Source organism: Streptomyces sp. NPDC107654 (assembly GCF_055639035.1).
On record NZ_JBVKBI010000020.1, the window covers coordinates 23,883 to 46,828 of the forward strand.

The 22,946-nt window shown below is 72.5% G+C and carries 22 protein-coding genes, 1 tRNA gene, 1 pseudogene and 1 riboswitch; of the genes and pseudogenes, 11 read left to right on the forward strand and 13 right to left on the reverse strand.

Annotation, left to right across the window (positions count from 1 at the left end; genetic code table 11):
- Nucleotides 1-163: 163 nt before the first annotated feature.
- The 3 genes from ACZ7N4_RS28780 to thrC form a co-directional block, all read right to left on the reverse strand.
- On the reverse strand, nt 164-367 hold the full coding sequence (locus ACZ7N4_RS28780) for a cold-shock protein (RefSeq protein WP_004986573.1): 204 nt from the start codon (nt 365-367) through the stop codon (nt 164-166).
- A 448-nt stretch (nt 368-815) separates the two neighbouring features.
- Nucleotides 816-1,091: a MoaD/ThiS family protein gene (locus ACZ7N4_RS28785; RefSeq protein ID WP_471363397.1), complete on the reverse strand. Its 276-nt coding sequence runs from the start codon at nt 1,089-1,091 to the stop codon at nt 816-818.
- 147 nt (nt 1,092-1,238) lie between these two features.
- Nucleotides 1,239-2,522, reverse strand: coding sequence for a threonine synthase (gene thrC, locus ACZ7N4_RS28790; RefSeq protein ID WP_471363400.1), 1,284 nt, complete (start codon nt 2,520-2,522; stop codon nt 1,239-1,241).
- 18 nt (nt 2,523-2,540) lie between these two features.
- A riboswitch (SAM riboswitch) is annotated at nt 2,541-2,683 on the reverse strand.
- Nucleotides 2,684-2,839: 156 nt separating this feature from the next.
- On the opposite strand from thrC, the gene ACZ7N4_RS28795 reads away from it, so the two are divergent.
- Together ACZ7N4_RS28795 and ACZ7N4_RS28800 are read left to right on the forward strand one after the other, a co-directional pair.
- Complete coding sequence (locus ACZ7N4_RS28795) at nt 2,840-3,784, forward strand: glucosyl-3-phosphoglycerate synthase (protein ID WP_471363403.1); 945 nt, start codon at nt 2,840-2,842, stop codon at nt 3,782-3,784.
- A gap of 74 nt (nt 3,785-3,858) precedes the next feature.
- Nucleotides 3,859-5,298 carry an alpha,alpha-trehalose-phosphate synthase (UDP-forming) gene (locus ACZ7N4_RS28800; protein WP_471363407.1) on the forward strand — a complete coding sequence of 480 codons (1,440 nt, stop codon included), beginning with the start codon at nt 3,859-3,861 and terminating at the stop codon, nt 5,296-5,298.
- 107 nt (nt 5,299-5,405) lie between these two features.
- Here ACZ7N4_RS28800 and otsB read toward each other — a convergent pair whose 3' ends face one another.
- Genes otsB through ACZ7N4_RS28815 form a run of 3 tightly spaced genes read right to left on the reverse strand, consistent with a single transcriptional unit; the run spans nt 5,406 to nt 7,842 of the window.
- Nucleotides 5,406-6,263, reverse strand: coding sequence for a trehalose-phosphatase (otsB, locus tag ACZ7N4_RS28805; RefSeq protein WP_471363410.1), 858 nt, complete (start codon nt 6,261-6,263; stop codon nt 5,406-5,408).
- Nucleotides 6,264-6,299: 36 nt separating this feature from the next.
- Nucleotides 6,300-6,524 (reverse strand): DUF3263 domain-containing protein, encoded by a 225-nt coding sequence (locus tag ACZ7N4_RS28810; RefSeq protein WP_471363413.1) that lies wholly within the window; start codon nt 6,522-6,524, stop codon nt 6,300-6,302.
- 43 nt (nt 6,525-6,567) lie between these two features.
- Complete coding sequence (locus ACZ7N4_RS28815) at nt 6,568-7,842, reverse strand: ABC transporter substrate-binding protein (RefSeq protein ID WP_471363417.1); 1,275 nt, start codon at nt 7,840-7,842, stop codon at nt 6,568-6,570.
- 112 nt (nt 7,843-7,954) lie between these two features.
- Between ACZ7N4_RS28815 and ACZ7N4_RS28820 the strand changes: the two genes are divergently transcribed.
- From ACZ7N4_RS28820 to ACZ7N4_RS28830, 3 genes are all read left to right on the forward strand, one after another.
- On the forward strand, nt 7,955-8,899 hold the full coding sequence (locus tag ACZ7N4_RS28820; RefSeq protein ID WP_471363743.1) for an ROK family protein: 945 nt from the start codon (nt 7,955-7,957) through the stop codon (nt 8,897-8,899).
- Nucleotides 8,899-10,050: an N-acetylglucosamine-6-phosphate deacetylase gene (gene nagA / locus ACZ7N4_RS28825; protein ID WP_471363419.1), complete on the forward strand. Its 1,152-nt coding sequence runs from the start codon at nt 8,899-8,901 to the stop codon at nt 10,048-10,050. Before ACZ7N4_RS28820 ends, nagA begins: the two co-directional genes overlap by 1 nt.
- A 122-nt stretch (nt 10,051-10,172) precedes the next feature.
- The gene (locus tag ACZ7N4_RS28830) at nt 10,173-11,090 is read left to right on the forward strand and encodes a 1-phosphofructokinase family hexose kinase (protein WP_471363422.1); all 918 of its coding nucleotides are present in this window, start codon (nt 10,173-10,175) and stop codon (nt 11,088-11,090) included.
- 48 nt (nt 11,091-11,138) lie between these two features.
- On the opposite strand, the gene ACZ7N4_RS28835 is transcribed toward ACZ7N4_RS28830, so the two are convergent.
- Nucleotides 11,139-12,074, reverse strand: coding sequence for a CBM35 domain-containing protein (locus tag ACZ7N4_RS28835; RefSeq protein ID WP_471363424.1), 936 nt, complete (start codon nt 12,072-12,074; stop codon nt 11,139-11,141).
- A 118-nt stretch (nt 12,075-12,192) separates the two neighbouring features.
- The gene (gene cdgB / locus ACZ7N4_RS28840) at nt 12,193-13,848 is read right to left on the reverse strand and encodes a diguanylate cyclase CdgB (protein WP_471363427.1); all 1,656 of its coding nucleotides are present in this window, start codon (nt 13,846-13,848) and stop codon (nt 12,193-12,195) included.
- A gap of 322 nt (nt 13,849-14,170) precedes the next feature.
- Between cdgB and ACZ7N4_RS28845 the strand changes: the two genes are divergently transcribed.
- A complete protein-coding gene (locus ACZ7N4_RS28845; protein ID WP_471363430.1) occupies nt 14,171-14,743 on the forward strand; it encodes a flavin reductase family protein in 573 nt (190 codons plus the stop codon).
- Between the two features lie 401 nt (nt 14,744-15,144).
- Here the strand turns inward: ACZ7N4_RS28845 and ACZ7N4_RS28850 are convergent, their stop codons facing one another.
- On the reverse strand, nt 15,145-15,984 hold the full coding sequence (locus tag ACZ7N4_RS28850) for a sigma-70 family RNA polymerase sigma factor (protein WP_471363435.1): 840 nt from the start codon (nt 15,982-15,984) through the stop codon (nt 15,145-15,147).
- A gap of 109 nt (nt 15,985-16,093) precedes the next feature.
- The gene (gene arfB / locus ACZ7N4_RS28855) at nt 16,094-16,531 is read right to left on the reverse strand and encodes an alternative ribosome rescue aminoacyl-tRNA hydrolase ArfB (RefSeq protein WP_471363438.1); all 438 of its coding nucleotides are present in this window, start codon (nt 16,529-16,531) and stop codon (nt 16,094-16,096) included.
- 154 nt (nt 16,532-16,685) lie between these two features.
- Here arfB and ACZ7N4_RS28860 point away from each other — a divergent pair, with 154 nt between their 5' ends.
- On the forward strand, nt 16,686-17,261 hold the full coding sequence (locus ACZ7N4_RS28860) for a TerD family protein (RefSeq protein WP_471363441.1): 576 nt from the start codon (nt 16,686-16,688) through the stop codon (nt 17,259-17,261).
- A 108-nt stretch (nt 17,262-17,369) separates the two neighbouring features.
- On the opposite strand, the gene ACZ7N4_RS28865 is transcribed toward ACZ7N4_RS28860, so the two are convergent.
- Nucleotides 17,370-17,870 carry a hypothetical protein gene (locus ACZ7N4_RS28865; RefSeq protein WP_471363444.1) on the reverse strand — a complete coding sequence of 167 codons (501 nt, stop codon included), beginning with the start codon at nt 17,868-17,870 and terminating at the stop codon, nt 17,370-17,372.
- A 176-nt stretch (nt 17,871-18,046) separates the two neighbouring features.
- On the opposite strand from ACZ7N4_RS28865, the gene ACZ7N4_RS28870 reads away from it, so the two are divergent.
- On the forward strand, nt 18,047-19,441 hold the full coding sequence (locus tag ACZ7N4_RS28870; RefSeq protein ID WP_471363448.1) for a M1 family metallopeptidase: 1,395 nt from the start codon (nt 18,047-18,049) through the stop codon (nt 19,439-19,441).
- Between the two features lie 40 nt (nt 19,442-19,481).
- On the opposite strand, the pseudogene ACZ7N4_RS28875 reads toward ACZ7N4_RS28870, so the two are convergent.
- A pseudogene (locus ACZ7N4_RS28875) lies at nt 19,482-19,601 on the reverse strand (M4 family metallopeptidase); the annotation flags it as partial.
- Between the two features lie 59 nt (nt 19,602-19,660).
- Nucleotides 19,661-20,359, reverse strand: coding sequence for a pentapeptide repeat-containing protein (locus ACZ7N4_RS28880; RefSeq protein WP_471363450.1), 699 nt, complete (start codon nt 20,357-20,359; stop codon nt 19,661-19,663).
- Nucleotides 20,360-20,521: 162 nt separating this feature from the next.
- Here ACZ7N4_RS28880 and ACZ7N4_RS28885 point away from each other — a divergent pair, with 162 nt between their 5' ends.
- The 3 genes from ACZ7N4_RS28885 (at nt 20,522) to ACZ7N4_RS28895 (ending at nt 22,929) form a co-directional block, all read left to right on the forward strand.
- Nucleotides 20,522-21,682: an FAD-dependent oxidoreductase gene (locus ACZ7N4_RS28885; RefSeq protein WP_471363454.1), complete on the forward strand. Its 1,161-nt coding sequence runs from the start codon at nt 20,522-20,524 to the stop codon at nt 21,680-21,682.
- A gap of 64 nt (nt 21,683-21,746) precedes the next feature.
- A complete protein-coding gene (locus tag ACZ7N4_RS28890; protein WP_471363458.1) occupies nt 21,747-22,718 on the forward strand; it encodes a zinc-binding dehydrogenase in 972 nt (323 codons plus the stop codon).
- A 133-nt stretch (nt 22,719-22,851) separates the two neighbouring features.
- Nucleotides 22,852-22,929, forward strand: a tRNA-Thr gene (locus ACZ7N4_RS28895).
- The last annotated feature ends 17 nt before the right edge of the window (nt 22,930-22,946 follow it).

Genomic DNA, 22,946 nt, shown 5'->3' on the forward strand with positions numbered 1-22,946 from the left:
CACCTTCAGAGTGCTAACGCCAATGATTAGCACTCGGCATGGTCGAGTGCAAGCGCCCTGCGGGGTACGGCGTCCCCGTCCGCCGCCCGCGAACAGAGCCGTCCGGGGTACGGCGAAGGGCCCGCACCCTCTGCGAGGTGCGGGCCCTTCGGACAAGAAACGTTCAGGCGGTGACGCGAACCATGTCGGCCTGCGGGCCCTTCTGGCCCTGCGAGATCTCGAACTCGACCCGCTGGCCCTCTTCCAGGGTGCGGTAGCCGTCCATCTGAATGGCGCTGTAGTGGACGAAGACGTCCGCACCACCGTCGACCGCGATGAAGCCGTACCCCTTCTCCGCGTTGAACCACTTGACGGTGCCCTGAGCCATGCCTAACTCCCCTATTACTGGCCCTTGCACAGATCCACACTTCGCGGACCCGGGTCAGACCTCACCCCCCATTGGCCGGGGGCGTGCGCCGGAACGCGTCGACCGCGGCTGAATGTATCTGTCCAACTGCCGTCTGCAACAGGTCAATCGGACGAGAATTCTGGACGCGAGAGGTCAGGAATCTGGGGAGAATTCACCCGAATCCCGGGCAAGTCGGGCCCCATAAAAGCCGCAAAAGCCACAGAGGACCCGCACACTTTGGCTACTTCTTGTCGGGGCACGCGGCATGTTTTCTGGGCCCGCGGCCCGGAGGTCCCGGCCGTGTTCCCCAACTCTACCGCGCTCAATCACACAGAATTGCCCCCTCCGCTTCTCTCACGGAGAGGGCAATCCGACGGACACTCGGTAATCGATGTTACCGACGGTAATGAGCGGACATATGGACGGCTCAGCCGCCCGCGACCGCCGGAATGATCGACACGCCGGCACCGTCCGGGGTCACCGTCTCCAGACCCTGCTCGAAACGGACGTCGTCGTCGTTGACGTACACGTTCACGAAGCGGCGCAGCCTGCCCTGGTCGTCCAGCACGCGCGCGGCGATGCCCGTGTGGTTCTTCTCCAGGTCGGCGATGACCTCGGCGAGCGTCGCGCCCTCGGCGGTGACCTCGGCCTGCCCGCCGGTGTAGGTGCGCAGGATGGTGGGGATGCGAACGTTCACGCTCATGCGGTGAGACCTCCGGTCGGGTTCACGGGTACGGCGGGGCGGTGCCCCGGGGGCGCGGGGCTGTGACGAGTGTGCGGCTGCCGCCGCGCCGGCGCGACCGGCCCCCACCGCCCGCGGGGTGGGTGCGGCCTGCCGGCGCGGCGCCCGTCATGCGAGGCCGGCCTCGCGGAAGGAGTCCAGGCTCGGGCGGATGGTGGCGGTCAGGCCGGTCCCGGCCACCGCGTCCAGGGTCTTCAGGCCGTCGCCGGTGTTGAGGACGACCGTGGTCTTCGCCGGGTCCAGCAGGCCCGCCTCGAGCAGCTTGCGGGTGACGCCGACGGTCACACCGCCGGCCGTCTCGGCGAAGACGCCCTCGGTGCGGGCCAGCAGCTTGATGGCGTCCACGATCTCCGCGTCCGTCACGTCCTCCACGGCACCGCCGGTGCGGCGGGCGATGTCCAGGACGTACGGGCCGTCGGCCGGGTTGCCGATGGCCAGGGACTTGGCGATGGTGTCCGGCTTCTGCGGGCGGACCACGTCGTGCCCGGCCTTGAAGGCGGTGGACACCGGGGAACAGCCCTCGGCCTGCGCCCCGAAGATCTTGTAAGGCCTGTCCTCGACCAGGCCCAGCCTGATCAGCTCCTGCAGGCCCTTGTCGATCTTCGTGAGCTGGGAGCCGGAGGCGATCGGGACGACCAGCTGGTCGGGCAGGCGCCAGCCCAGCTGCTCGGCGATCTCGTACGCGAGGGTCTTGGAGCCCTCCGCGTAGTACGGCCGCAGGTTGACGTTGACGAAGCCCCAGCCCTCGCCGGCCGGGTCGCCGATCAGCTCGGAGCAGAAGCGGTTCACGTCGTCGTAGTTGCCCTCGATGCCGACCAGCTCACCGCCGTAGACCGCGGCCATGACGACCTTGCCCTGTTCCAGGTCGTGCGGGATGAACACGCAGGAGCGGAAGCCGGCCCGGGCGGCGGCGGCGCCGACGGCACCGGCCAGGTTGCCGGTGGAGGAGCAGGAGAGGGTGGTGAAGCCGAAGGCGCGGGCGGCCTCCAGGGCCTGGGCGACGACCCGGTCCTTGAAGGAGTGGGTGGGGTTGCCGGAGTCGTCCTTCACGTACAGCCCGCCGGTCACGCCCAGCTCGCGCGCCAGGTTGTCGGCCTTGACGAGCTTGGTCCAGCCGGGGTTCAGGTTGGGCTTGCCGGCGACGTCCGCGGGCACCGGCAGCAGCGGCGCGTACCGCCAGATGTTCGCGGGACCGGCCTCGATGCGCCGGCGCAGTTCCTCGGTGTCGTAGGCGGAGAAGTCGTAGGCGATCTCCAGCGGGCCGAAGCACTCCTCGCAGGCGAAGACCGGGCCGAGCGGCACCCGGTGGCCGCACTCGCGACAGCTCAGTGCCGCGGCGGGGCCGAGGTCGACGGTGGATTCGCTGGAGGTTGCAACTGTCTGCACAGCCATGTGAGGCGAGGCCCTTTCTCCTCATCTTCCTCACGACGCATCTCGCCGTGAGACGGATTTGGCACCTTCCCTAGCCGGGAGCCTCGCTACGAAGACGAGAATCGGCTGGAGGGTTGCCGGGGCTTCATCGGGCCGTGTCCCTCTGCCCCTCTGGATGAGCGGTATGCGGTTGTGAACGCCGGTCGACCCCCGACATGCGATGGTCATCGGCGTTGTTCAAGACTGTAACCGAAGGCCAGGACAGTTGAGATAGTCGTCCGAACCGCGAGATGGATCACACGGTGGAGTGTGGTCGTGACAGTGAGGAGCCGCCGACCGTGCTGGAAGAAGTCGAGCGCTGGCTGAGCACCCGCTCCTGGTCCGTGGCCGACCGTCCGCTGCACCAGGTGCTGGCGGCCAAGCAGCGCACCGGCCAGACGATCAGCGTCGTCCTGCCCGCCCTCAACGAGGAGGAGACCGTCGGCGACATCGTCGCGGTCGTCCGGCACGACCTCGTGGAGCAGGCACCGCTCGTCGACGAGATCGTGGTCGTCGACTCCGGCTCCACCGACCGCACCTCCGAGGTCGCCGCCCGCGCCGGCGCCCGGGTCGTGCACCGCGACGACATACTGCCCCGCATCCCCGCCGTCCCCGGCAAGGGCGAGGTGCTGTGGCGCTCGCTGCTGGTGACCGGCGGGGACATCGTCTGCTTCATCGACGCGGACCTGAGGGAGTTCTCCTCCGCCTTCGTCACCGGGATCGTCGGCCCGCTCCTCACCGACCCGGACGTCGACCTGGTCAAGGGCATGTACGACCGCCCGCTCGCCGGCGGTGCCGGGCAGGGCGGCCGGGTCACCGAGCTCATGGCCCGTCCGCTGCTGAACATGCACTGGCCGCAGCTGGCCGGGTTCGTGCAGCCGCTGGGCGGCGAGTACGCGGCCCGCCGCTCCCTGCTGGAGCAGCTGCCGTTCCCCGTCGGCTACGGCGTGGAGCTGGGCATGCTGGTCGACGCGCTGCACCTGGTGGGCCTGGACGCGCTGGCCCAGGTCGACGTGGGTGTGCGCAAGCACCGGCACCAGGACGGGCAGGCGCTCGGGAGGATGGCGGCGGCGATCTACCGCACGGCCCAGCTGCGGCTCGCGCGCGGGCACCTCGTCCGGCCCTCCCTCACCCAGTTCGAGCGGGGCCAGGACGGGTTCGAGCCGCGTACCTACTCGGTGGACACCGAGGAACGGCCGCCCATGGTGGAGATCGCGGAGTACGCCGAACGGAAGGTGGCGTGAACGTGCCGTACACGGTCCTTCCGCCTGGCGAGCCGTACGTTTGAGCGTTTGGGGGCCGGGCTAGGTTGAGGCGTATGGCTTTCACGCGTGCTGCTGGTGACAAGGCTCAGGTGCTGGTCGCGTCGAATCGCGGCCCGGTCTCCTATCAGGTGGGCGAAGACGGTGCGCTGCACGCCAGACGGGGCGGCGGCGGACTGGTCTCGGGGCTGTCCGCCATCGGCTCGGACGCGGACTCGGTGTGGGTGTGCGCCGCGCTCGGCGACGGCGACCGGGCGGCGGTGCGGCGCGCGGACGGCGGGCTGCTGCCGGCCGAGGACACCGGCGGGCAGCGGGTGCGGATGCTCGACATCGACGCGAGCGTGCACGCCGAGGCGTACAACGGGATCGCCAACTCGGTGCTGTGGTTCGTCCACCACATGCTGTACCAGACCCCGCTGGAGCCGGTCTTCGACGCGGAGTTCCGCCGGCAGTGGGGGTCGTACGAGGCCTACAACCGGGCGTTCGCCGAGGCGCTGGCGGAGGAGGCCGCCGAGGGCGCGGCGGTGCTGATCCAGGACTACCACCTGGCCCTCGCCCCCCGGATGCTCCGCCGGCTCCGCCCCGACCTGCGCATCGGCCACTTCTCGCACACCCCGTGGGCGCCGCCGGACTACTTCCGTGTCCTGCCCGACGACATCGCGGCGGAGCTGCTCGGCGGCATCCTCGGTGCCGACCGGGCGGCGTTCCTGACCCGGCGGTGGGCGGACGCGTTCACCGACTGCTGTCACGCGGTGCTCGGGCCCGGCATCCCGTCCGGCACCCGGATCGGGGTGCACGGGCTCGGCGCGGACGCCGACTTCCTGCGCGAGCGGGCGCACCGGCCGGACGTGGACGAGCGGATGGCGGCGCTGCGGGAGGAGATCGGGGAGGGCCGGAAGACGATCGTCCGGGTGGACCGCACCGAGCTGTCCAAGAACATCGTGCGCGGGCTGCTGGCGTACGAGCAGCTGCTGGAGGACCACCCCGAGTGGCGGGAGAAGGTCGTCCACGTGGCCTTCGCCTACCCGTCCCGGCAGGACCTCGCCGTGTACCGCGACTACACCGCCGAGGTGCGGCGGGTCGCGGACGGGATCAACGAGCGGTACGGCACGGCGGGCTGGACGCCGGTCGTGCTGCACGTGAAGGACGACTTCGCCCGCTCCCTGGCCGCGTACCGGCTGGCCGACGTGGCCCTGGTGAACCCCATCCGCGACGGCATGAACCTGGTCGCCAAGGAGGTCCCGGTCGTCTCCGACGCGGGCTGCGCGCTGGTGCTGTCGCGGGAGGCGGGGGCGTACGAGGAGCTGGGCGAGGACGCGTTCACGGTGAACCCGTACGACATCGGCGGGACGGCGCGGGCCCTGCACGAGGCGCTGACCCTGCCGGCCGGCGAACGGGCGGAACGCTCGAAGCGGCTCGCGGCCGCGGCGACCGCGCTGCCGCCGGCCCGGTGGTTCCTGGACCAGCTTGAGGCGCTGACCTCTCAGCCGCGCTGACCCGTCGGGCCGAGCCGGCCTCGCAGCCGCGCCGGCCTCACAGCGGGGCCGACGTCCCAGCGGGGCCAACGTCCCAGCCGGACTGGCCTCACAGCCGGGCCGAGCGGTCAGCCGAGCTGGGTGGCCAGTGTCCTGAGGAGGTCCACGACGCCCTCCGGGCCGTCCACCACCAGGTCGGCGCGTTCGGACAGTTCCGTGACCTCGGTGCTGCCGCTGCACACCAGCAGGCCGGGGGTGCCCTCGGCGCGGAGTTCCTCGACGGCGGCGAAGGCGGGCAGGTCGCCGAGGTCGTCGCCGGCGTAGACGACGCTGCCGGCCTTCAGGGCGCGGGCGTGGTCGAGGAGGGCCACGCCCTTGTCCATGCCGGGCGGGCGCAGCTCCAGGACCATGCGGCCGGGCTCCACGATCAGGCCGTGCCGGGCGGCGAGGTCGGTGAGGGGGGTGCGCAGGGCCTCGAACGCGGCCTGCGGGTCGGCGGCACGGCGGGTGTGTACCGCGAGCGCCCGGCCCTTCTCCTCGATCCACGCGCCCTCGCCGGCTCCGGCGCGCCGGAGCACTGCGGGCAGCTCGGCGCGGACGGCGGCCACGCCGGGGTGCGGGGGCGGCGCGGTGACCTCGCCGGTGGCCGCGTCCCAGCGTTCGGCGCCGTAGTGGCCGAGGACGGTGAGGTGCTCCAGACCGGGGACGCCGGCGAAGCCGCCGTGGCGGACCGCTACCTCGGGCGGGCGGCCGGTGATCACGGCCACGGAGGCCACCCGGGGTGCGAGCGCGGCGAGCGCGGGTACGGCGCCGGGGTGCGCGCGGGCCTGTTCGGGGTCGGCGACGATGGGGGCGAGCGTGCCGTCGAAGTCGAGGCCTACGAGCGCGGTGCCGGGCTTGGCCAGCAGTGCGTCGAGTCCGTCCCGGCCGGCTCGGGTGCGCGGGGCCGGAAGGGGGTGCCGGGGGTCCGTGGAGTGGGTGCCCATACGGCGACCCTATCCAGGAGGGGCCCGGTCCACTCCTCAGCGCTCCGCGCGGCGGGCCTCGCGTATGCGGCGGAGGCGGTGGACCGTGACGGGGTCGTGGGCCAGGGCGCGCTCGTCGTCCAGGAGGGCGTTGAGGAGCTGGTAGTAGCGGACGGGGGTCAGGTCGAGCTCCTCGCGGATGGCCCGTTCCTTCGCGCCGGGGCCGGGGAAGGTCCGGCGCTCCAGCGCGAGGATGGCTTTTTCGCGGGTGCCCAGTTCCATGCCCGCCACCGTAGCGGCGGGCGCTGACATCGGGCGGTCGGTCCTAGCCCGCGTTGGTGCTGTCGGCCGCCGTGGCCGACGACTGCAGGCGGGTCAGGACGCCGGCGGGGTTGCCGCCGGGGGCGACGGCCTGGCCGATGTTCTGCTTGACGGCCGCGCTGATCGCCGCCCAGGAGGTCTTGCCGACGGGGTACAGCTCGGAGGTGGGCAGCTGCTCCAGGAAGGGACGCAGGGCCTTGTCCGAGGGCGCGTTCGACGCGTCCATCGTGTTGGAGGCGGAGCCGGTGACCGGCAGCAGCCCGTACTCCCGGGAGAAGTCGAGGACGTTCTTCTCGGTGTAGACGAAGTCGAGGAAGTCGCCGATCTGGTCGGCGTGGCCGTTCTGCCTGAAGCCCATCATCCAGTCGGCGACGCCCATGGAGGCCCTGGCCTTGCCGGTGCGGCCCGGCATCGGCACCATGCCGAACTTCACGCCCTTCTTGGACGCCTGCTGGATCAGCGTGGGGTGGCCGTTGAGCATGCCGACCTGGCCGTCGGCGAACGCGGCGAAGGCGTCCGCGCGGTTGAGCTTGCCGGGGGCGACCGGGCCGGTCAGTCCCTTGCCGACCAGCTCGTCCTTGAGCCAGGTGAAGGTCTCCACGTTCGCCGCGGAGTCGATGGTGTAGGTGCCGATCTCGTCGGTGTAGCCGCTGCCGCCACTGAGCAGCCACTGCATGGTCTCGGCCTGGGCCTCCTCCGGTCCGAGCGGCAGGGCGTACGGGTACTTCACGCCCTTGTCCTTGAGGGCCCTCGCGTCGGCGGCGAGGTCGTCCCAGCTGGTGGGCGGGGTGATGCCGGCCTTGGCGAAGAGGGTCTTGTTGTAGAAGAGCACCCGGGTGGAGGCGGCGAACGGGATGCCGTACTGGGTGTGCTGCCACTGGCCGGCGTCGGAGAGCTGGGAGAGGAGGTCGGCCTGGGTACGGATGGAGAGCAGGTCCGAGGCCGGGTAGAGCTTGCCCGCCGCGGCGTAGTCGGCGTAGGCGCCGATCTGGGCCATGTCGGGGGCGTGGCCGGCGTCGACCATCTCCTTGACCTTGCGGTCGACGTCGTTCCAGGAGTAGACGCTGACCTCGACCTTCACGCCCGAGTGCTGCTTCTCGTACTCCTTGGCCAGGGCGTCCCAGTACTTCTTGGAGCTGTTCGCGGGCGAGTCGCCGTAGTCGGCCGCGACCAGTCTGAGGGTGACGTCGGAGGAGCCCGTGCTCCCGCAGCCGCCGAGCACCGCCGTCATGCCCAGCGCGGACACCACCGCGATCGTTCCTGCCGTTCGCCGACGCACCCTCAAAGCCCCAACCCTGCTGTCTGACCGTTCAACAAATGGACACATAAGGTCTACACCACGTGAGTGGACTAGACCTCTCCCGGGTGGGAGGGTCACACTAGGCCCCGTGGTGAGACATGTCATCGCCCTCGACGTGGGCGGTACCGGGATGAAGGCCGCCCTCGTCGGCGACGACGGCGCACTGCTCCACCGCGCCCGCCGTGCCACCGGCCGCGCCCGCGGCCCCGAGGCCGTGCTCGCGGGCATCCTCGACTTCGCCGCCGAACTGCACGCCCACGGCGTCGAGCACTACGGCGAGAGCGCCGGCGCGGCCGGCATCGCGGTCCCCGGCATCGTCGACGAGCACACCGGCACCGCCGTCTACGCCGCCAACCTCGGCTGGCGCGACGTACCCCTGCGCGACCTGCTCGCCGACCGGCTCCGGGTGCCCGTCGCCCTCGGCCACGACGTGCGCACCGGCGGCCTCGCGGAGGGCCGGATCGGCGCCGGCCGCGGCACGGACCGGTTCCTGTTCGTGCCGCTGGGCACCGGGATCGCCGGCGCCATCGGCATCGACGGGCGGGTGGAGGCCGGCGCGCACGGGTTCGCGGGCGAGATCGGCCACGTCGTCGTACGGCCCGGCGGCGCCCCCTGCCCGTGCGGGCAGCGCGGCTGCCTGGAACGGTACGCCTCCGCGTCCGCCGTCAGCGAGGCCTGGGCGGCGGCCTGCGGCGACCCGGACGCGGACGCCGCGGACTGCGCGCGAGCCGTCGCGTCCGGCGACCCCGACGCCGTCCGGGTGTGGCGGGAGGCGGTCGACGCGCTCGCCGACGGACTGGTCACCGCCCTCACTCTGCTGGACCCCGGCACGCTGATCATCGGTGGCGGGCTGGCCGAGGCGGGGGAAGTGTTGTTCCAGCCCCTGCGGGACGCCGTCCGGCGCCGGGTCACCTTCCAGAAACTGCCGGCCGTCGTCCCCGCCGCGCTGGGCGACACCGCCGGCTGCCTGGGCGCGGGACTGCTCGCACAGGACCTGCTGACAGCCACTCCTACGACTCCGGAGGTAAGCACCTGATGGCAACCGAGCGGGAAACCCTGCTGCTCACCGGCGCGAACGTGGTGCTCCCCACCGGAACGGTGCCCAACGGCCAGGTGGCCGTGGACGGCAGGCGCATCGCCGGCACCGCACCGGCCGGCGCCGAGGTCGTCGACGTCACCGGCCACTGGCTGGTCCCCGGCTTCGTCGACCTCCACAACCACGGCGGAGGCGGAGCCTCCTTCTCCGGCACGGCGGACGACATCCTCCAGGCCATCCGCACGCACCGCGCGCACGGCACCACCACCCTCGTCGCCTCCACCGTCACCGACGAGATGGACCTGCTGGTCGGCCAGGCCGGCCTGCTCAGCGAGCTGGCCGAGCAGGGCGACATCGCGGGCATCCACTTCGAGGGGCCGTTCATCTCCCCGTGCCGCAAGGGTGCCCACTCCGAGGCGCTGCTGCGCCACCCCGACCCGGCCGAGGTCCGCAAGCTGATCGACGCCGCGCGCGGCAAGGCGACGATGGTCACCCTCGCCGCCGAACTGCCCGGCGGCATCGACTCCGTACGGCTGCTCGCCGAGCACGGCGTCATCGCGGCGATCGGGCACACGGACGCCAGCTACGAGCAGACGGCCGAGGCGATCGACGCGGGCGCCACGGTCGCCACCCACCTCTTCAACGCCATGCCCGCCCTGAACCACCGCGCGCCCGGCCCGATCGCCGCCCTGCTGGAGGACGAGCGGGTCACGGTCGAGCTGATCAACGACGGCGTCCACCTGCACCCCGCCGCCCTGGAACTGGCGTTCCGTCACGCGGGCGCGGACCGGGTCGCGTTCATCACCGACGCCATGGACGCGGCCGGCGCCGGCGACGGCCGCTACCTGCTCGGCCCGCTGCAGGTCGAGGTCAGCGAGGGCGTGGCCCGGCTGGTCGAGGGCGGTTCGATCGCCGGCTCCACACTCACCCTGGACCGCGCCTTCCGGCGGGCGGTGACCGTCGACAAGCTCCCGGTGGAGGACGCCGTACGGGCCCTCTCCGCCACCCCGGCCCGCCTGCTCGGCCTGTCCGACCGCATCGGCTCCCTGGAGCCCGGCAAGGACGCCGACCTGGTCCTGCTGGACGCGGACTTCGCGCTGAAGGGCGTGATGCGGCAGGGCGAATGGGTGGTAGCGCCCCAACTGCCCTGATCCGTACCGGCGTCGAGGAGACGGTGGCCGGCCCGCGCTCTGGGCCGACCGCCGTCTCTTTGGCATGATCGTGACCCCGGAAACCGAGACAGGCGCGGCAACTTCGAGGGAGGTCGGCCCGGGTGATCCTCACGGTCACGCTGAACACCGCTCTCGACATCACCTACCGCGTGCCGTCGCTGCGTCCGCACGCCTCGCACCGGGTCTCGGAGGTCGCCCAACGGCCGGGCGGCAAGGGCGTGAACGTCGCGCGGGTGCTGGCCGCGCTCGGGCACGAGGTGACGGTCACCGGGTTCGCGGGCGGCGGCACCGGCCGGGAGGTGCACGAGCGGCTGGCGGGCACCCCCGGTCTGACGGACGCGCTGGTGCCGGTCGCCGGGGCGAGCCGGCGCACGATAGCCGTGGTCGACGAACTGTCGGGCGACACCACCCAGCTGAACGAGCCCGGCCCGCAGATCACCCCGGCCGAGTGGGGCACCTTCCTGGACCGGTACGGCGAACTGCTGCCCGCCGCCTCGGCGGTGGCCCTGTGCGGCAGCCTGCCGCCGGGGGTGCCGGTGGGGGCGTACGCCAACCTGGTCCGCGCCGCCCGCTCGGCCGGCGTCCCGGTGCTGCTGGACACCGGCGGCGAGCCGCTGCGCCGCGGGGTCGCGGCCCGACCCGACATCATCAAGCCCAACGCGGACGAACTGGCCGAACTGACCGGCTCCCACGAGCCGTTGCGCGCCACCCAGGACGCCCGCCGGCGCGGCGCCCACACGGTCGTCGCCTCCCTCGGCGCGGACGGCCTGCTCGCCGTCACCCCCGAGGGCCGCTGGCGCGCCGCCCCGCCGACCCGCGTCCACGGCAACCCGACCGGCGCCGGCGATTCGGCGGTGGCCGGTCTGCTGTCGGGCCTGCTGGACCGCCTCCCCTGGCCGGACCGCCTCGCCCGCGCGGTCGCCCTGGCGACGGCGACGGTACGGTCCTCGACAGCGGGCGAGTTCGATCCCGGGACCTACGAGAAGCTTCTGGAGCGCGTGACGGTAGCCGCGGCATGACCGTGCTCGGAGTTCGCGCACCCCACCACCGGCTGCGGCGCCGGCACCTCAGCCGCTGGAATTGACCCAGCCCTTCACCAGCCACATCTGGTCGATCAGGGCATCGCACTGATTGCCCTGCTCGCAGGAGAGCTTGACGGTGTTCGTTCCCTTGTTCAGCTGGACCCAGCTGTAGGTCTTCGTCCAGCCCTTGTCGTAGCTGCCCTCCGAGGCTTCCGCCCAGTTCTTCAGTCCGACGGGCGTGTTGGACGCCGTGCCGTTGACCGTGAGGGTGGCCGTGGCGTCCTTGCCGGGGACGCTGTAGCCGACGAAGACGCTGTACTTGCCGGCCTCGGGAATGCCGTTCACGGTCCAGGTGATCGAGGAACCGGTCTGGTTGAAGCCGGTCACATAGGCGCCGCCGGCCGCCTTCGCGCCCGGTACGTCCGTGGCCTTGGCCGCGCCGCCGGCCAGCTGGAGGGCGGCCGCGTCCGACTTCGGCAGCTCTCCCGGCGCCGCCGAACCGCTCCCCGACGGGCTCGGCTTGGCGCTCTGGGACTGGGTCGGGGTCGGCTGGGCCTCGTTGCCGGAGTCGTCGTCCGTGTTGCCGTTGATCATCGCGACGCCGATGCCGATGACGACCGCGGCGACCACCGCGATCGCGCCGATCAGCAGGCCCTTGGTGTTGGGGCCGCGGCGGCCGGGCGCGGGGGGCGCGGAGCGGCGGGAGGACGGGGCGCCGCCGGGAAGGGTCTCCGGCGCCTGGTAGTGGGCGCTCGGCTGGCCGTAGGCACCCTGCTGCGGCGGGGCGGCCGGCTGCGCACCGTACGGGGCCCGCTGCGCGCCGTAGCTGCGTTCGCCGACGCTGCGCACCCTGCTGACCGAGTTCGGGTAGCCGTAACCGCCGGACGGCGGCTGGGCTCCCCGTGCCTGGCCATCTGCGTACAGGTAGCCGAACGGGTCGTCGTCCTCGGGCGTGCTCGCGCCGTTGTCGCCGGGCGTCATCCCTTGGTACTCCTCAACAGGTGCGGGCGGATGCGGTACGGGTGTGGAATGGCGAGCCTACCCGCTCTCACTGGCCCAAACGGGTGACCCGAACCGCGTCAACTCGCTGACCTGCGCTTCATCCGGCGCGGCGGTGCTGTTTGGGACGAGATCGTTTCTCTACGTACATCCGCTCGTCAGCGGACTTCAGCACCTCGTCCGCCGTCATCCCGCAGTGCGCCCACCCGATGCCGAAGCTGGCGCCCACCCGGACCGCCCGGCCCTCGGCCCGGATCGGCTGGATGATCTCGTTGCGCAGCCGTACGGCGAGGTCCTGGGCGTCGGCCCGGCCGAGGCCGTCGGCGAGGATCACGAACTCGTCGCCGCCGAGCCGGGCGACCGTGTCACCGTCCCGGACGCCGTTGCTCAGCCGCCGTGCGACCTCGATGAGGACCGCGTCACCCGCGTTGTGCCCGAACCGGTCGTTGATCGACTTGAAGCCGTCGAGGTCGCAGAAGAGCACCGCGAGGCCCTTGGTGCCGTCGTCGCGACCCTCCTCGGGGGCGACGGTGTGCACGTGGTGGTCGTAGGCGTCGTAGCCCTCCGTGCCCGGCGCGAAGTCGAAGCCGTGGCCGGCCGGGACGTCGAAGACCGGGTGGCTGTAGGCGGCGTCCAGGGACTCCGCGGCGCCGGCGTGGGCGGGGCGCCGGCAGAGCCGGGCCGACAGGCGCGAGCGCAGCTCGGCCGAGTTCGGCAGCCCGGTCAGCGAGTCGTGGGAGGCACGGTGCGCGAGCTGCAGCTCGCGCCGCTTGCGCTCCTCTATGTCCTCGACGTGGCTGAGGAGGAAGCGGGGGCCGTCGGCGGCGTCCGCGACGACGCTGTTGCGCAGGGACACCCAGACGTAGCTGCCGTCCCGGCGGCCGAGCCGCAGCTCCGCGCGCCCGCCCTCCGCCGAGGTCCGCAGCAGGGTGCCGATGTCCTCCGGGTGGACGAGGTCGGCGAAGGAGTAGCGGCGCATCGCGGAGGCGGGGCGCCCGAGCAGCCGGCACAGGGCGTCGTTGGTGCGCAGGATGCGGCCGTGCTGGTCACCGCCCATCTCGGCGATGGCCATGCCGGAGGGGGCGTACTCGAAGGCCTGCCGGAAGGATTCCTCGCTGGCGCGCAGGGCCTGCTGCTCGCGCTCCAGGCGGACCAGGGCGCGCTGCATGTTGGCGCGCAGGCGGGCGTTGCTGATCGCGATGGCGGCCTGGAAGGCGTACATCTGCAGGGCCTCGCGGCCCCAGGCGCCGGGACGGCGGCCGTTGCGCGGCCGGTCGACGGATATGACGCCGAGCAGCTCGCCGCAGTTACTGCCCTGCGCTCCGGGGGTGTACATGGGCGCGAAGAGCCGGTCGGAGGGGTGCCACTCGTCCTCGAAGCGCGGCGCGGGCCCGTCGGTGTACCACTGGGGGACGTCGTCGTCGTCCAGGACCCAGCCCTCGGTGTGCGGTATGAAGACGAGGTCGCCCCAGCGCTCGCCCATGTTCAGCCGCCGGTCCCAGGACTCGCGGGAGCCGACCCGGCCGGTGATCAGGGCCTCGGCGGCGGAGTTGCCGGAGAAGGCGGCGACCACGAGATCGCCGTCCTGCCGTACCAGGTTCACCGCCGCCATCTCGTACCCGAGAGCGCCGACGGCGCCGTCGGCGACGGTCTGCAGAGTGTCCGCCAGGCTGCGCGCCGTGTTCATGTCGGCCATGACCTGGTGCAGCTGCCGCAGGGATGCAAGACGGACATAGGGCTCCGACTCGGTCTCCATGCTCGCCCCTCCCCCCGAGACCTCGCAGCGAATGAAGGGTTGTCCCGCCACTGAATCACAGCGCGCTGCCCACTCGGTACACAGGGTCAACAATTCCTTGCCCTTGTGACTCAAGTCACAGGAGAACGTGAACAATTGAGTGGAGTTTCTGCGTTTTGCCTGTGCGTTTACTGAACGCACAGCGTGCGGATGCGCCCCCATCATGCACGCTTCGTGCACACCCCATGCGCGCTCGTCGCGCCGTGTGCGCCGTTGGTCCTAGGACCCGGCTCGGGCGGAGGGCGGATGCGGCCCGCGTGCGGCGGAGACTAGCGTTTCCGGCGTGCTGAAGACTCCCTCCCCCACCGCCCCCCTGCCCACCGGGCATGCTGAGGGGGTGAGCAACGACGAGTTCCGGGCCGCGATGTCCCGGCTGGCCGCGGGCGTGGTCCTGGTCACCGCGCAGGAACCGCCGCTCGACCCGGACGACCCCGAGGCGCCGGGCATGGAGGACGTCGGCATGACCGCGACCGCCTTCATGTCGGTCTCCCTCGACCCGCCGCTGGTCCTGGTCAGCCTGCGCACCGGCGCCCGCATGGACGACCTGCTGGAGGAGCAGCCCCTGTGGGCGGTGTCCGTCCTCGCCGAGAGCCAGCGGCACATCGCGGGCCGCTTCGCCATGAAGGGCCGCATCAGCGACCGGCTACTCTTCGAGGACATCCCCTACGCCCGCGGCGAGGCCACCGGCGCCCCGCTGGTCGGGGGCGCGCTGGCCACCCTGGAGTGCCGCACCGAGCAGCGGGTGACCGCCGGCGACCACACCCTCGTCATCGGCCGCGTCCTCACCGCCCGGGTGCCCAGCGCCGAGGGGGGTCCACTGCTGTACTTCCGCGGCCGGTACCGGCAGCTGGGCTGAGGGCTCGCTGCGGGAGCGGACCGGCGGCCGGGGTGCGGGTTCGCCGCGAGGTCCGACCGGCGGCCGGGCTTCGCGTTCGCCGCGAGGTCCGACCGGTGGCCGGGCCGCGCGTGCGCTGCGGGGGCGACCGGCGACCGGGCCGAACGGCCACTGCGGGGATCCGGTGGACAGCGGGGCCGAACGCCCGCCGCGGGTTCCGACCGGCGACCGGGCCGAACGGCCACTGCGGGGAGGCCGGCGGCCGGGCTGCGCCTCCCGGGCGGCCGGTACGGGCAGCTGGGCTGAGGGCTGGCTGCGGGAGCGGACCGGCGGCCGGGCAGCCACCGCGGGGAGCGCACCGGCGGCCCGTACGAACGGGGAGACCGGCGGCGGCCGGACGGTGGGCGTGCCGGCCCTGTGACCTAGACCTCCTCGACGGTCAGCTCCGCCAGCCGCGACGGGTCGGTGACGATGTCGATCACCGAGATGCGGTCGGCGACGAAGGCGAAGGCCAGGACCCGCTCCGGGCGGCCGTCGGCGAACACGGCCAGGCCGGTCGCACCGTCCACCAGCACCGGGCGCGCGACGCGCGCCAGGTGGGCGAAGCTCGCCGCACCGGCGGCGACCCGGGCCGCACCGCTGTTCACGCCCGCCTCGGTACGGGCCACCACGTCCGGGTCGAGCACCATGAGCAGCCCGTCGAAGTCACCGCCCCGCGCCGCGGCCAGGAAGGCGTCGACCACCTCCCGCTGCCGGGCCAGGTCCGCCTCCGGCGCCTCCACGCCCCGCACCCGGCGCCGGGCCCGGCTGGCGAGCTGCCGCGCCGCGGCCGCGTTGCGCCCGAGGATGCGGGCCACCTCCTCGAACGGCACCCCGAACAGATCGTGCAGCACGAAGGCCAGCCGCTCGGCCGGCGAGAGCGTGTCGAGGACGACGAGCAGGGCCAGCCCGACGGAGTCGGCGAGTACGGCGTCCTGCGCGGGGTCCGGCTCGGCGGAGGGCGCGGGCCGCCAGCTCTCCAGGGGCTCCTCGCCCCGGGTGCGGCGGGAACGCAGCATGTCGAGGCAGACCCGGCCGACGACGGTCGTCAGCCAGCCGCCGAGGTTCTCCACCTCCCGGGTGTCGGACCGGCTCAGCCGGAACCAGGCCTCCTGGACGGCGTCCTCCGCCTCGGCTGCGGAGCCGAGCATCCGGTAGGCGACGGCCCGCAGGTGTCCCCGACAGGCCTCGAACCGCTCGGCGAGAAAGTCGTTGTCGGTCATGGGTGGTCCGGCCTCTCCGTCGTCGTTCCCGGGGTCCCGGTGCTGCCGCACCACCCTGACGATCCGGAACCCGGAGTTGTGACAGACCACCGCCCCGGCCGCGGTCCCGCTATCCCCAGTCCCGTCCCGAACGGCCCCGCTTCGTCTCCGCGCGCTGCTTCTTCTCCCGCAGCCGGCGTTCGTTCAGACCCCGCGGGATGCGGGTCGGCTTGCGCGGCCTCGGCGGCGGCGCGCTGGCCTCGGCGAGGAGCGCGGCGAGACGTACGGCGGCGGCCTCGCGGTTGCGCCACTGCGAGCGGTGCTCCGAGGCCCGTACGGACACCACCCCGTCGACGAGGCGGCCGGCCAGCCGCTGGAGCGCCCGCTCCTTCCACACGGGGGGCAGCGCCTCGGTGCGGGCGAGGTCGAAGCGCAGCTCCACCTGGGAGTCGCTGGTGTTGACGTGTTGTCCACCGGGCCCCGACGACCTGGAGAAACGCCACATCAGCTCGGCCTCCGGGAGGGAGACGGAGCCACGGATGACATAGGGACCGGACATGCGCTCCATGTTCCCGGCTGCGTCCCGCTCACGTCACCCCGATTTGCCGTTGGTAAAAAAGGTAAAGGGCGCCGGAACCTTGGGGAGGCCCTTCGACGTTCATAGGGGTAGCTGTAGCTTCGACACGCACCGCGTAACGCAACGAGGGAAGGACCCCCGAACCATGGCAGTAAGCCTGTCCAAGGGCGGAAACGTCTCGCTCACCAAGGAGGCTCCGGGCCTGACCGCCGTCACCGTGGGTCTCGGCTGGGACGTCCGCACCACCACCGGCACGGACTTCGACCTGGACGCCTCCGCCATCGCGGTGAACGGTCAGGGCAAGGTCTACTCGGACGCCCACTTCGTCTTCTTCAACAACAAGCAGACCCCGGACAGCTCGATCGTCCACACCGGCGACAACCGCACGGGCGAGGGCGCGGGCGACGACGAGGCGATCAACGTCAACCTGGCCGCCCTCCCGGCCGACATCGACAAGATCGTCTTCCCGGTCTCCATCTACGACGCGGAGAACCGCGGCCAGAACTTCGGCCAGGTCCGCAACGCCTACATCCGCATCATCAACCAGGCCGGCGGCGCCGAGATCGCGCGCTACGACCTGTCGGAGGACGCGGCCACCGAGACGGCCATGGTCTTCGGCGAGCTGTACCGCAACGGCGCGGAGTGGAAGTTCCGCGCGGTGGGCCAGGGCTACGCCTCGGGCCTGGTGGGCATCGCCCAGGACTTCGGCGTCAACGTCTGACCGACTCCGCGTCACCGCCCGAGCGACGGCCGAGACGTGAAGGCCCCCGGCACCCGCCGGGGGCCTTCGCCCGGGGCCTCCGCCCGGGAGTCTCCCTCCACGGGCGGGCTACGGCACCCGTGGGAAGCGGGCCTGGAGGGTCCAGATCGCCGGGTTCTCCGCCAGGTCCTCGTGCAGGTCGGTCAGGTCCGCGAGCAGGTCGTGGAGGAAGTCCCGGGCCTCGCGGCGCAGTTCGCCGTGGGAGAAGGCCAGCGGAGACTCCTCCGCCGGCATCCAGTCGGCGGTGATGTCGACCCAGCCGAAGCGGCGCTCGAAGAGCATCCGGTCGGTGGACTCGGTGAAGTCCAGCTCCGCCCGCTGCGGCCGGGCGGCGCGGGAGCCCATCGGGTCCCGGTCCAGCCGTTCGGCGATGTCGCACAGCGCCCACGCGAAGTCGAGCACCGGCACCCATCCCCAGGCTGTGGACAGTTCCCGGTCGGTCTCGGTGTCCGCGAGATACACGTCCCCGCAGAACAGGTCGTACCGCAGCGCGTGCACGTCCGCGTGGCGGTAGTCGGTCTGCGGAGGGTCCGGGAACCGGTTGGAGAGGGCGTAGCCGATGTCGAGCACGGAGGAGATGGTGTCACGCCGCCCCACCGAACCCCGCCCACGGTCCACCGGCCCCTGCCCTCACCCCGCCGGACCCCGCCTCCGGCCCACCGGACCCCGACCCAGGCCCGCCGAACCCCGACCCAGGCCCGCCGAACCCCGTCCCCGGCCCGCCCGGCCCGCCTAAGATCACTGACATGTCCAGATCCGTACGCCTTGTCCCGGGCCTCGCCGCCATACTCGCCCTCGCCCTCACGGGCACCGCGTGCGACGGCGGTGTGCGGGGCACCCCGGGTGGTTCCGGCGTACACGACCCGTACTTCCCTAAGGCCGGCAACGGCGGCTACGACGTCGACCACTACGCACTCACCCTGGACTACACCCCGTCCGGCCGCCGGCTCACCGGCACCGCGGTCATCACCGCCCGGGCCACCCGGGACCTGTCCGCCTTCGACCTCGACCTCGCCGGACTGCACGTCGACTCGGTCCGCGTCGAGGGCAGGGACGTCCGCTGGAGCCGCACCGGCCAGGAACTCACCGTCCGCCCCCACGACGACCTCGGCAAGGGCGAGACCTTCCGCGCCACCGTCCGCTACTCGGGCACCCCACGCACCCTCACCGACCCCGACGGCGCGCACGAGGGCTGGCTGCCCACCGCCGACGGCGCCCTCGCCGTCGGCGAACCCGTCGGCTCCATGGCCTGGTTCCCCGGCAACCACCACCCCTCCGACAAGGCCGCCTACGACATCACGGTCACCGTCCCGAAGGGCCTGCAGGCCGTCTCCAACGGCGAGCTGAAGGAGCAGCGCACACGGGGCGGCCGTACCTCCTACCACTGGCACACCGCCGAGCCCATGGCGAGCTACGTCGCCACCGTCGCCATCGGCCACTACGAGATCACCCGCACCTCCGGCCCGCGCGGCCTGCCCGTCCTCACCGCCGTCGACCCCGCCGAGGCCGAGGGAAGCGCCGAGGTGCTGGGGAAGATCCCCGAGATACTCGACTGGGCGGAGTACAACTTCGGGCCGTACCCGTTCTCCTCGGCCGGCGTGATCGTCGACCGCCCCGACGACATCGAGTACGCCCTGGAGACCCAGAACCGCCCCGTCTTCCCGGCCGACCAGTTCGACACCTCGACCCTGGTGCACGAACTCGCCCACCAGTGGTACGGCGACTCGGTCACGCCCCGCACCTGGCGGGACATGTGGCTGAACGAGAGCTTCGCGCAGTACGCGGAGTGGCTGTACAAGGAGGACCACGACGGGCCCACCGTCCAGCAGACCTTCACCCGCCTCTACGAGAGCGACCGCGAGGACCTCTGGGCGTACCCGCCGGCGACACCGTCCGGTGCCGCGCACATCTCCGACACCCCCGTCTACGACCGCGGCGCGATGGTCCTGCACAAGATCCGGCAGAAGACCGGCGACGACACCTTCTACGACATCATCCAGGGCTGGGCCGCCGACCACCGCCACGGCAGCGCGAGCACCGCCGACTTCACCGAGTACGTCGAGGAGAAGGCCCCGGAAGAGGACTTCACCGGGATCTGGAAGGACTGGCTGTACGGCGACGGCCGGCCGGACCACCCGTGACGACGGGCGGCCCGGCCGGCCGACTGCCCCGCGGAGCGGGTTACTTGACGTTCACGGCGGTCCAGGCCGCCGCCACCGCCTTGTACTCCGCGCTGCCCGAGCCGTACAGGTCGGCCGCGGCCTGCAGGGTGCCGGTACGGGCGCCCGCGTAGTCCGTGGACCCAGCGCACTTGAGCCGCCGGCCGTCACACCCCGCCCCCGGCCGCCCACCCGCGACCGTCACAGCACCCGGATCCCCAACGCCGCCGCCAGCACCGGCGCCAGATCCAGCAGCTGCCCCGTACTGACCACCGCACCCGACAGCCGGTCCAGACCCCGCGTGATCTCCAGGGGAGCGGCACCCCGCAGATCCACGTCCCGCAACGTGGCACCGCCGAAGTCGGCACCCTTCACCGCACAGTCGACGAACTCCACCCGTTCCAGCCGCGCCCCCGCGAAATCCGGTTCCACCAGCACACAGGACTCGAACACGACATCCTTCAGACGGGCCTCACGGAGATTCAGACAGTCGATCTTGCCGCCCCGGACGACCACCCGCTCCAGCACCGCGCCATGCAGCTGAATCCCGCCCAGACGCGCGTCGACCAGCTCCACGTCACGGAACGTCGCCTCCGCCAACTGCGTCCCCACCCCGCGCAGTCCGGTCAGCACCGAGTCCAGCACCCGAGCCCGCCCCAACGCCGTCCCGTCCACCGCGCAGCCCGTCAGCGCACAGTCCATGAACCGGGCGCCGGCCCCCTCCTGCCCGCTCAGATCCAGCTCCCGGAACTCCACCCCGTCATAGTCACCGTCCGGCTCCAACTCCCCCTCAGCCCACGGCTCCAACGCGGGCAACCGCACCTCCGGCCGCCGCGCACCCTTCACCTGCGCCGCGTCCCCGCCCGCGCCCGACCCCGCGCCCGTCACTCGCCTCACCATGCCCCCATGCTGCACCCCACCACTGACAATCCCCCGGACCTGGGAAAACACCGAGACGCACACGGGGACACACCGGGACACCCACGGGATGTCACATCCCGCACCGCCCCACCGTCGTACCCCCGAGCAGGTGAACCGACGTGAACCGACCCAGGAGGCCCCATGCACCACATCACCGTCATCGGCGGCGGCTTCGCCGGACTCACCGCCGCGATCACCGCCGCCGAGGCCGGCGCCAAGGTCACCCTCTACGAGGCCCACCACACCCTCGGCGGACGCGCCCGCACCGCGACCGGCCCCTACCGCACCAACGAAGGCCCCCACGCCCTCTACGCCGGCGGCCCCCACTGGACCTGGCTCGGCCAACGCGACCTGATCGGCCCCCTCGCCCCCCTGCCACCCCTGGAAGCCACCCGCCTACGCCTCCACCACCGCGGCGTCCTGCGCCGCACCCCACCCCTCCCCCTGCTCAAGCTCCTCCGCCACCGCACCGCCACCGCCCCCGTCGACACCGACTTCCACCAATGGGCCACCACGATCGCCGGCGAGGAAGGCGCACGAGCCGCCGCCCACTACGCCGCCGTCGCCCTCTTCCACCACGACCCCGGCAGCCTCTCCGCCGCCTTCGTCCAGGAACGCCTGCGCCGGGCCACCACCCTGCCCCCGGAAGCCCACTACCCGCGCGGCGGCTGGGGCACCGTCATCCACCGCATGGCCACCCACGCCGCACACCTCGGCGTAGGCATCGAAACGGGCGCCCGCGTCGACGAACTCCCCGAGAACACCCCGGTCGTCGTCGCCACCACCCTGCCCGCCGCCGCACGGCTCCTCCGCGACGACACCCTGACCTGGCCCAGCGGCCGCACCGTCCTCCTCGACCTCGCCCTGCACACCCGGCGCGGCGACGCCTTCGCCGTCTCCGACCTCGACACCCCCGGCTGGATCGAACGCTTCACCGCCCAGGACCCCTCCCTCGCTCCGGCCGGCGAGCAACTCCTCCAAGGCCAGTTCCCCATCGGCCCCCGCGACACCCGCGCCGACGCCGTCACGCGCGCCGAACACCTCCTCGACCTGGGCTTCCGAGGCTGGCGGGAGCGGATCACCTGGCGACGCGAAGCCGTCTCCGACGGCCGGACCGGCGCCGTGGACCTGCCCGGCCGCACCTGGCGGGACCGGCCCGCCCTGGACCGCGGCGACGGGATCTACCTCGCCGGCGACCAGGTCGCGGCCCCCGGCGTGCTCTCGGAGGTCTCCTTCAACAGCGCGGTCACGGCGGTCTCCCTCATCCTCGGCCGACCCGCCCTTGACCTCAAGCACGCTTGAGGTCGGAGGCTGAGGCCGCCGGGAACCACTCCGCACCGGCACCACCGTCTCCCGGGGGGAACCCATGTACGCCATCCGCCTCCACGCCTTCGGCCCCGCCGACAACCTCACCTACGAAGAGGTCCCGGACCCGGCCCCGGGCCCCGGCCAGGTACGCATCACGGTCACCGCCGCCGGAGTCCACCTGCTCGACGCGACCCTGAGGGAAGGACACCGGGGCCCCCTCCCCGAACTCCCCACCCTGCCGACCATCCCCGGCCGGGAGGTCGCCGGAACCGTGGACGCCCTCGGCGACGGCGTCGACCCGCGGTGGCTCGGCAAGCGGGTCGTCGCCCACCTCGGCGTCGCCCCCGGCGGCTACGCCGAACGCGCCGTCACCGACGCCGAACGCCTCCACCACGTCCCCGACAACCTCGACCCCGCCGCGGCCGTCGCCATGATCGGCACCGGCCGCACCACCCTCGGCATCGTCCAGTTCGCCGAACCCGGACCGGACGACATCGTGATCGTCCCGGCCGCCGCCGGCGGCGTCGGCACCCTGCTCGTGCAGTACGCCAAGAACGCCGGAGCACACGTGATCGGCCTCGCCGGCGGCCCGGAGAAGACCGCCCGCGTCCACGCGAACGGCGCCGACCTCGCCATCGACTACACCACCCCCGACTGGCCCGCCAAGATCCGCGCCCACCTCGGCGACCGGCCCGCCACCATCGTCTACGACGGCGTCGGCGGAACCACCGCCCGAGAAGCCGTGGCCCTGCTCGGCCCCGACGGCCACCACCTCGTCTTCGGCTGGTCGGCCGAAGGCATCGCCCAGGGCCAGGGCTACCACGTCGAAGGCCTCTCCCGGTCCGTCCTCGGCCCGGCCATGCTCCGGAAAGCCGGCGGCCTGCGCGCGCTGGAGCAGCGCGCCCTCACCGAGGCCGCCCAAGGCCGCCTCCACCCGGCCCTCACCCGCTACCCCCTCGCCGAAGCGGCCACCGCCCACCGGGCCCTGGAACAGCGCCGAACCGTCGGCAAGGTCGTCCTGGAACCCTGACAGCGCTCACCCCCTGACCCCAGCGCCGCCGACGCGGGTACGAGGGCGTGTGGAGTGCGGAACTTCATGGCCTGGAGAGACGGCCTCTGTGTACAGTGGACCCGCTTCCGCGCATGGCATCGCAGTGCGCGATGCCTCCTTAGCTCAGTCCGGCCAGAGCAACGCACTTGTAATGCGTAGGTCGTCGGTTCGAATCCGACAGGGGGCTCCACCAGCCCAGGCGGGGCC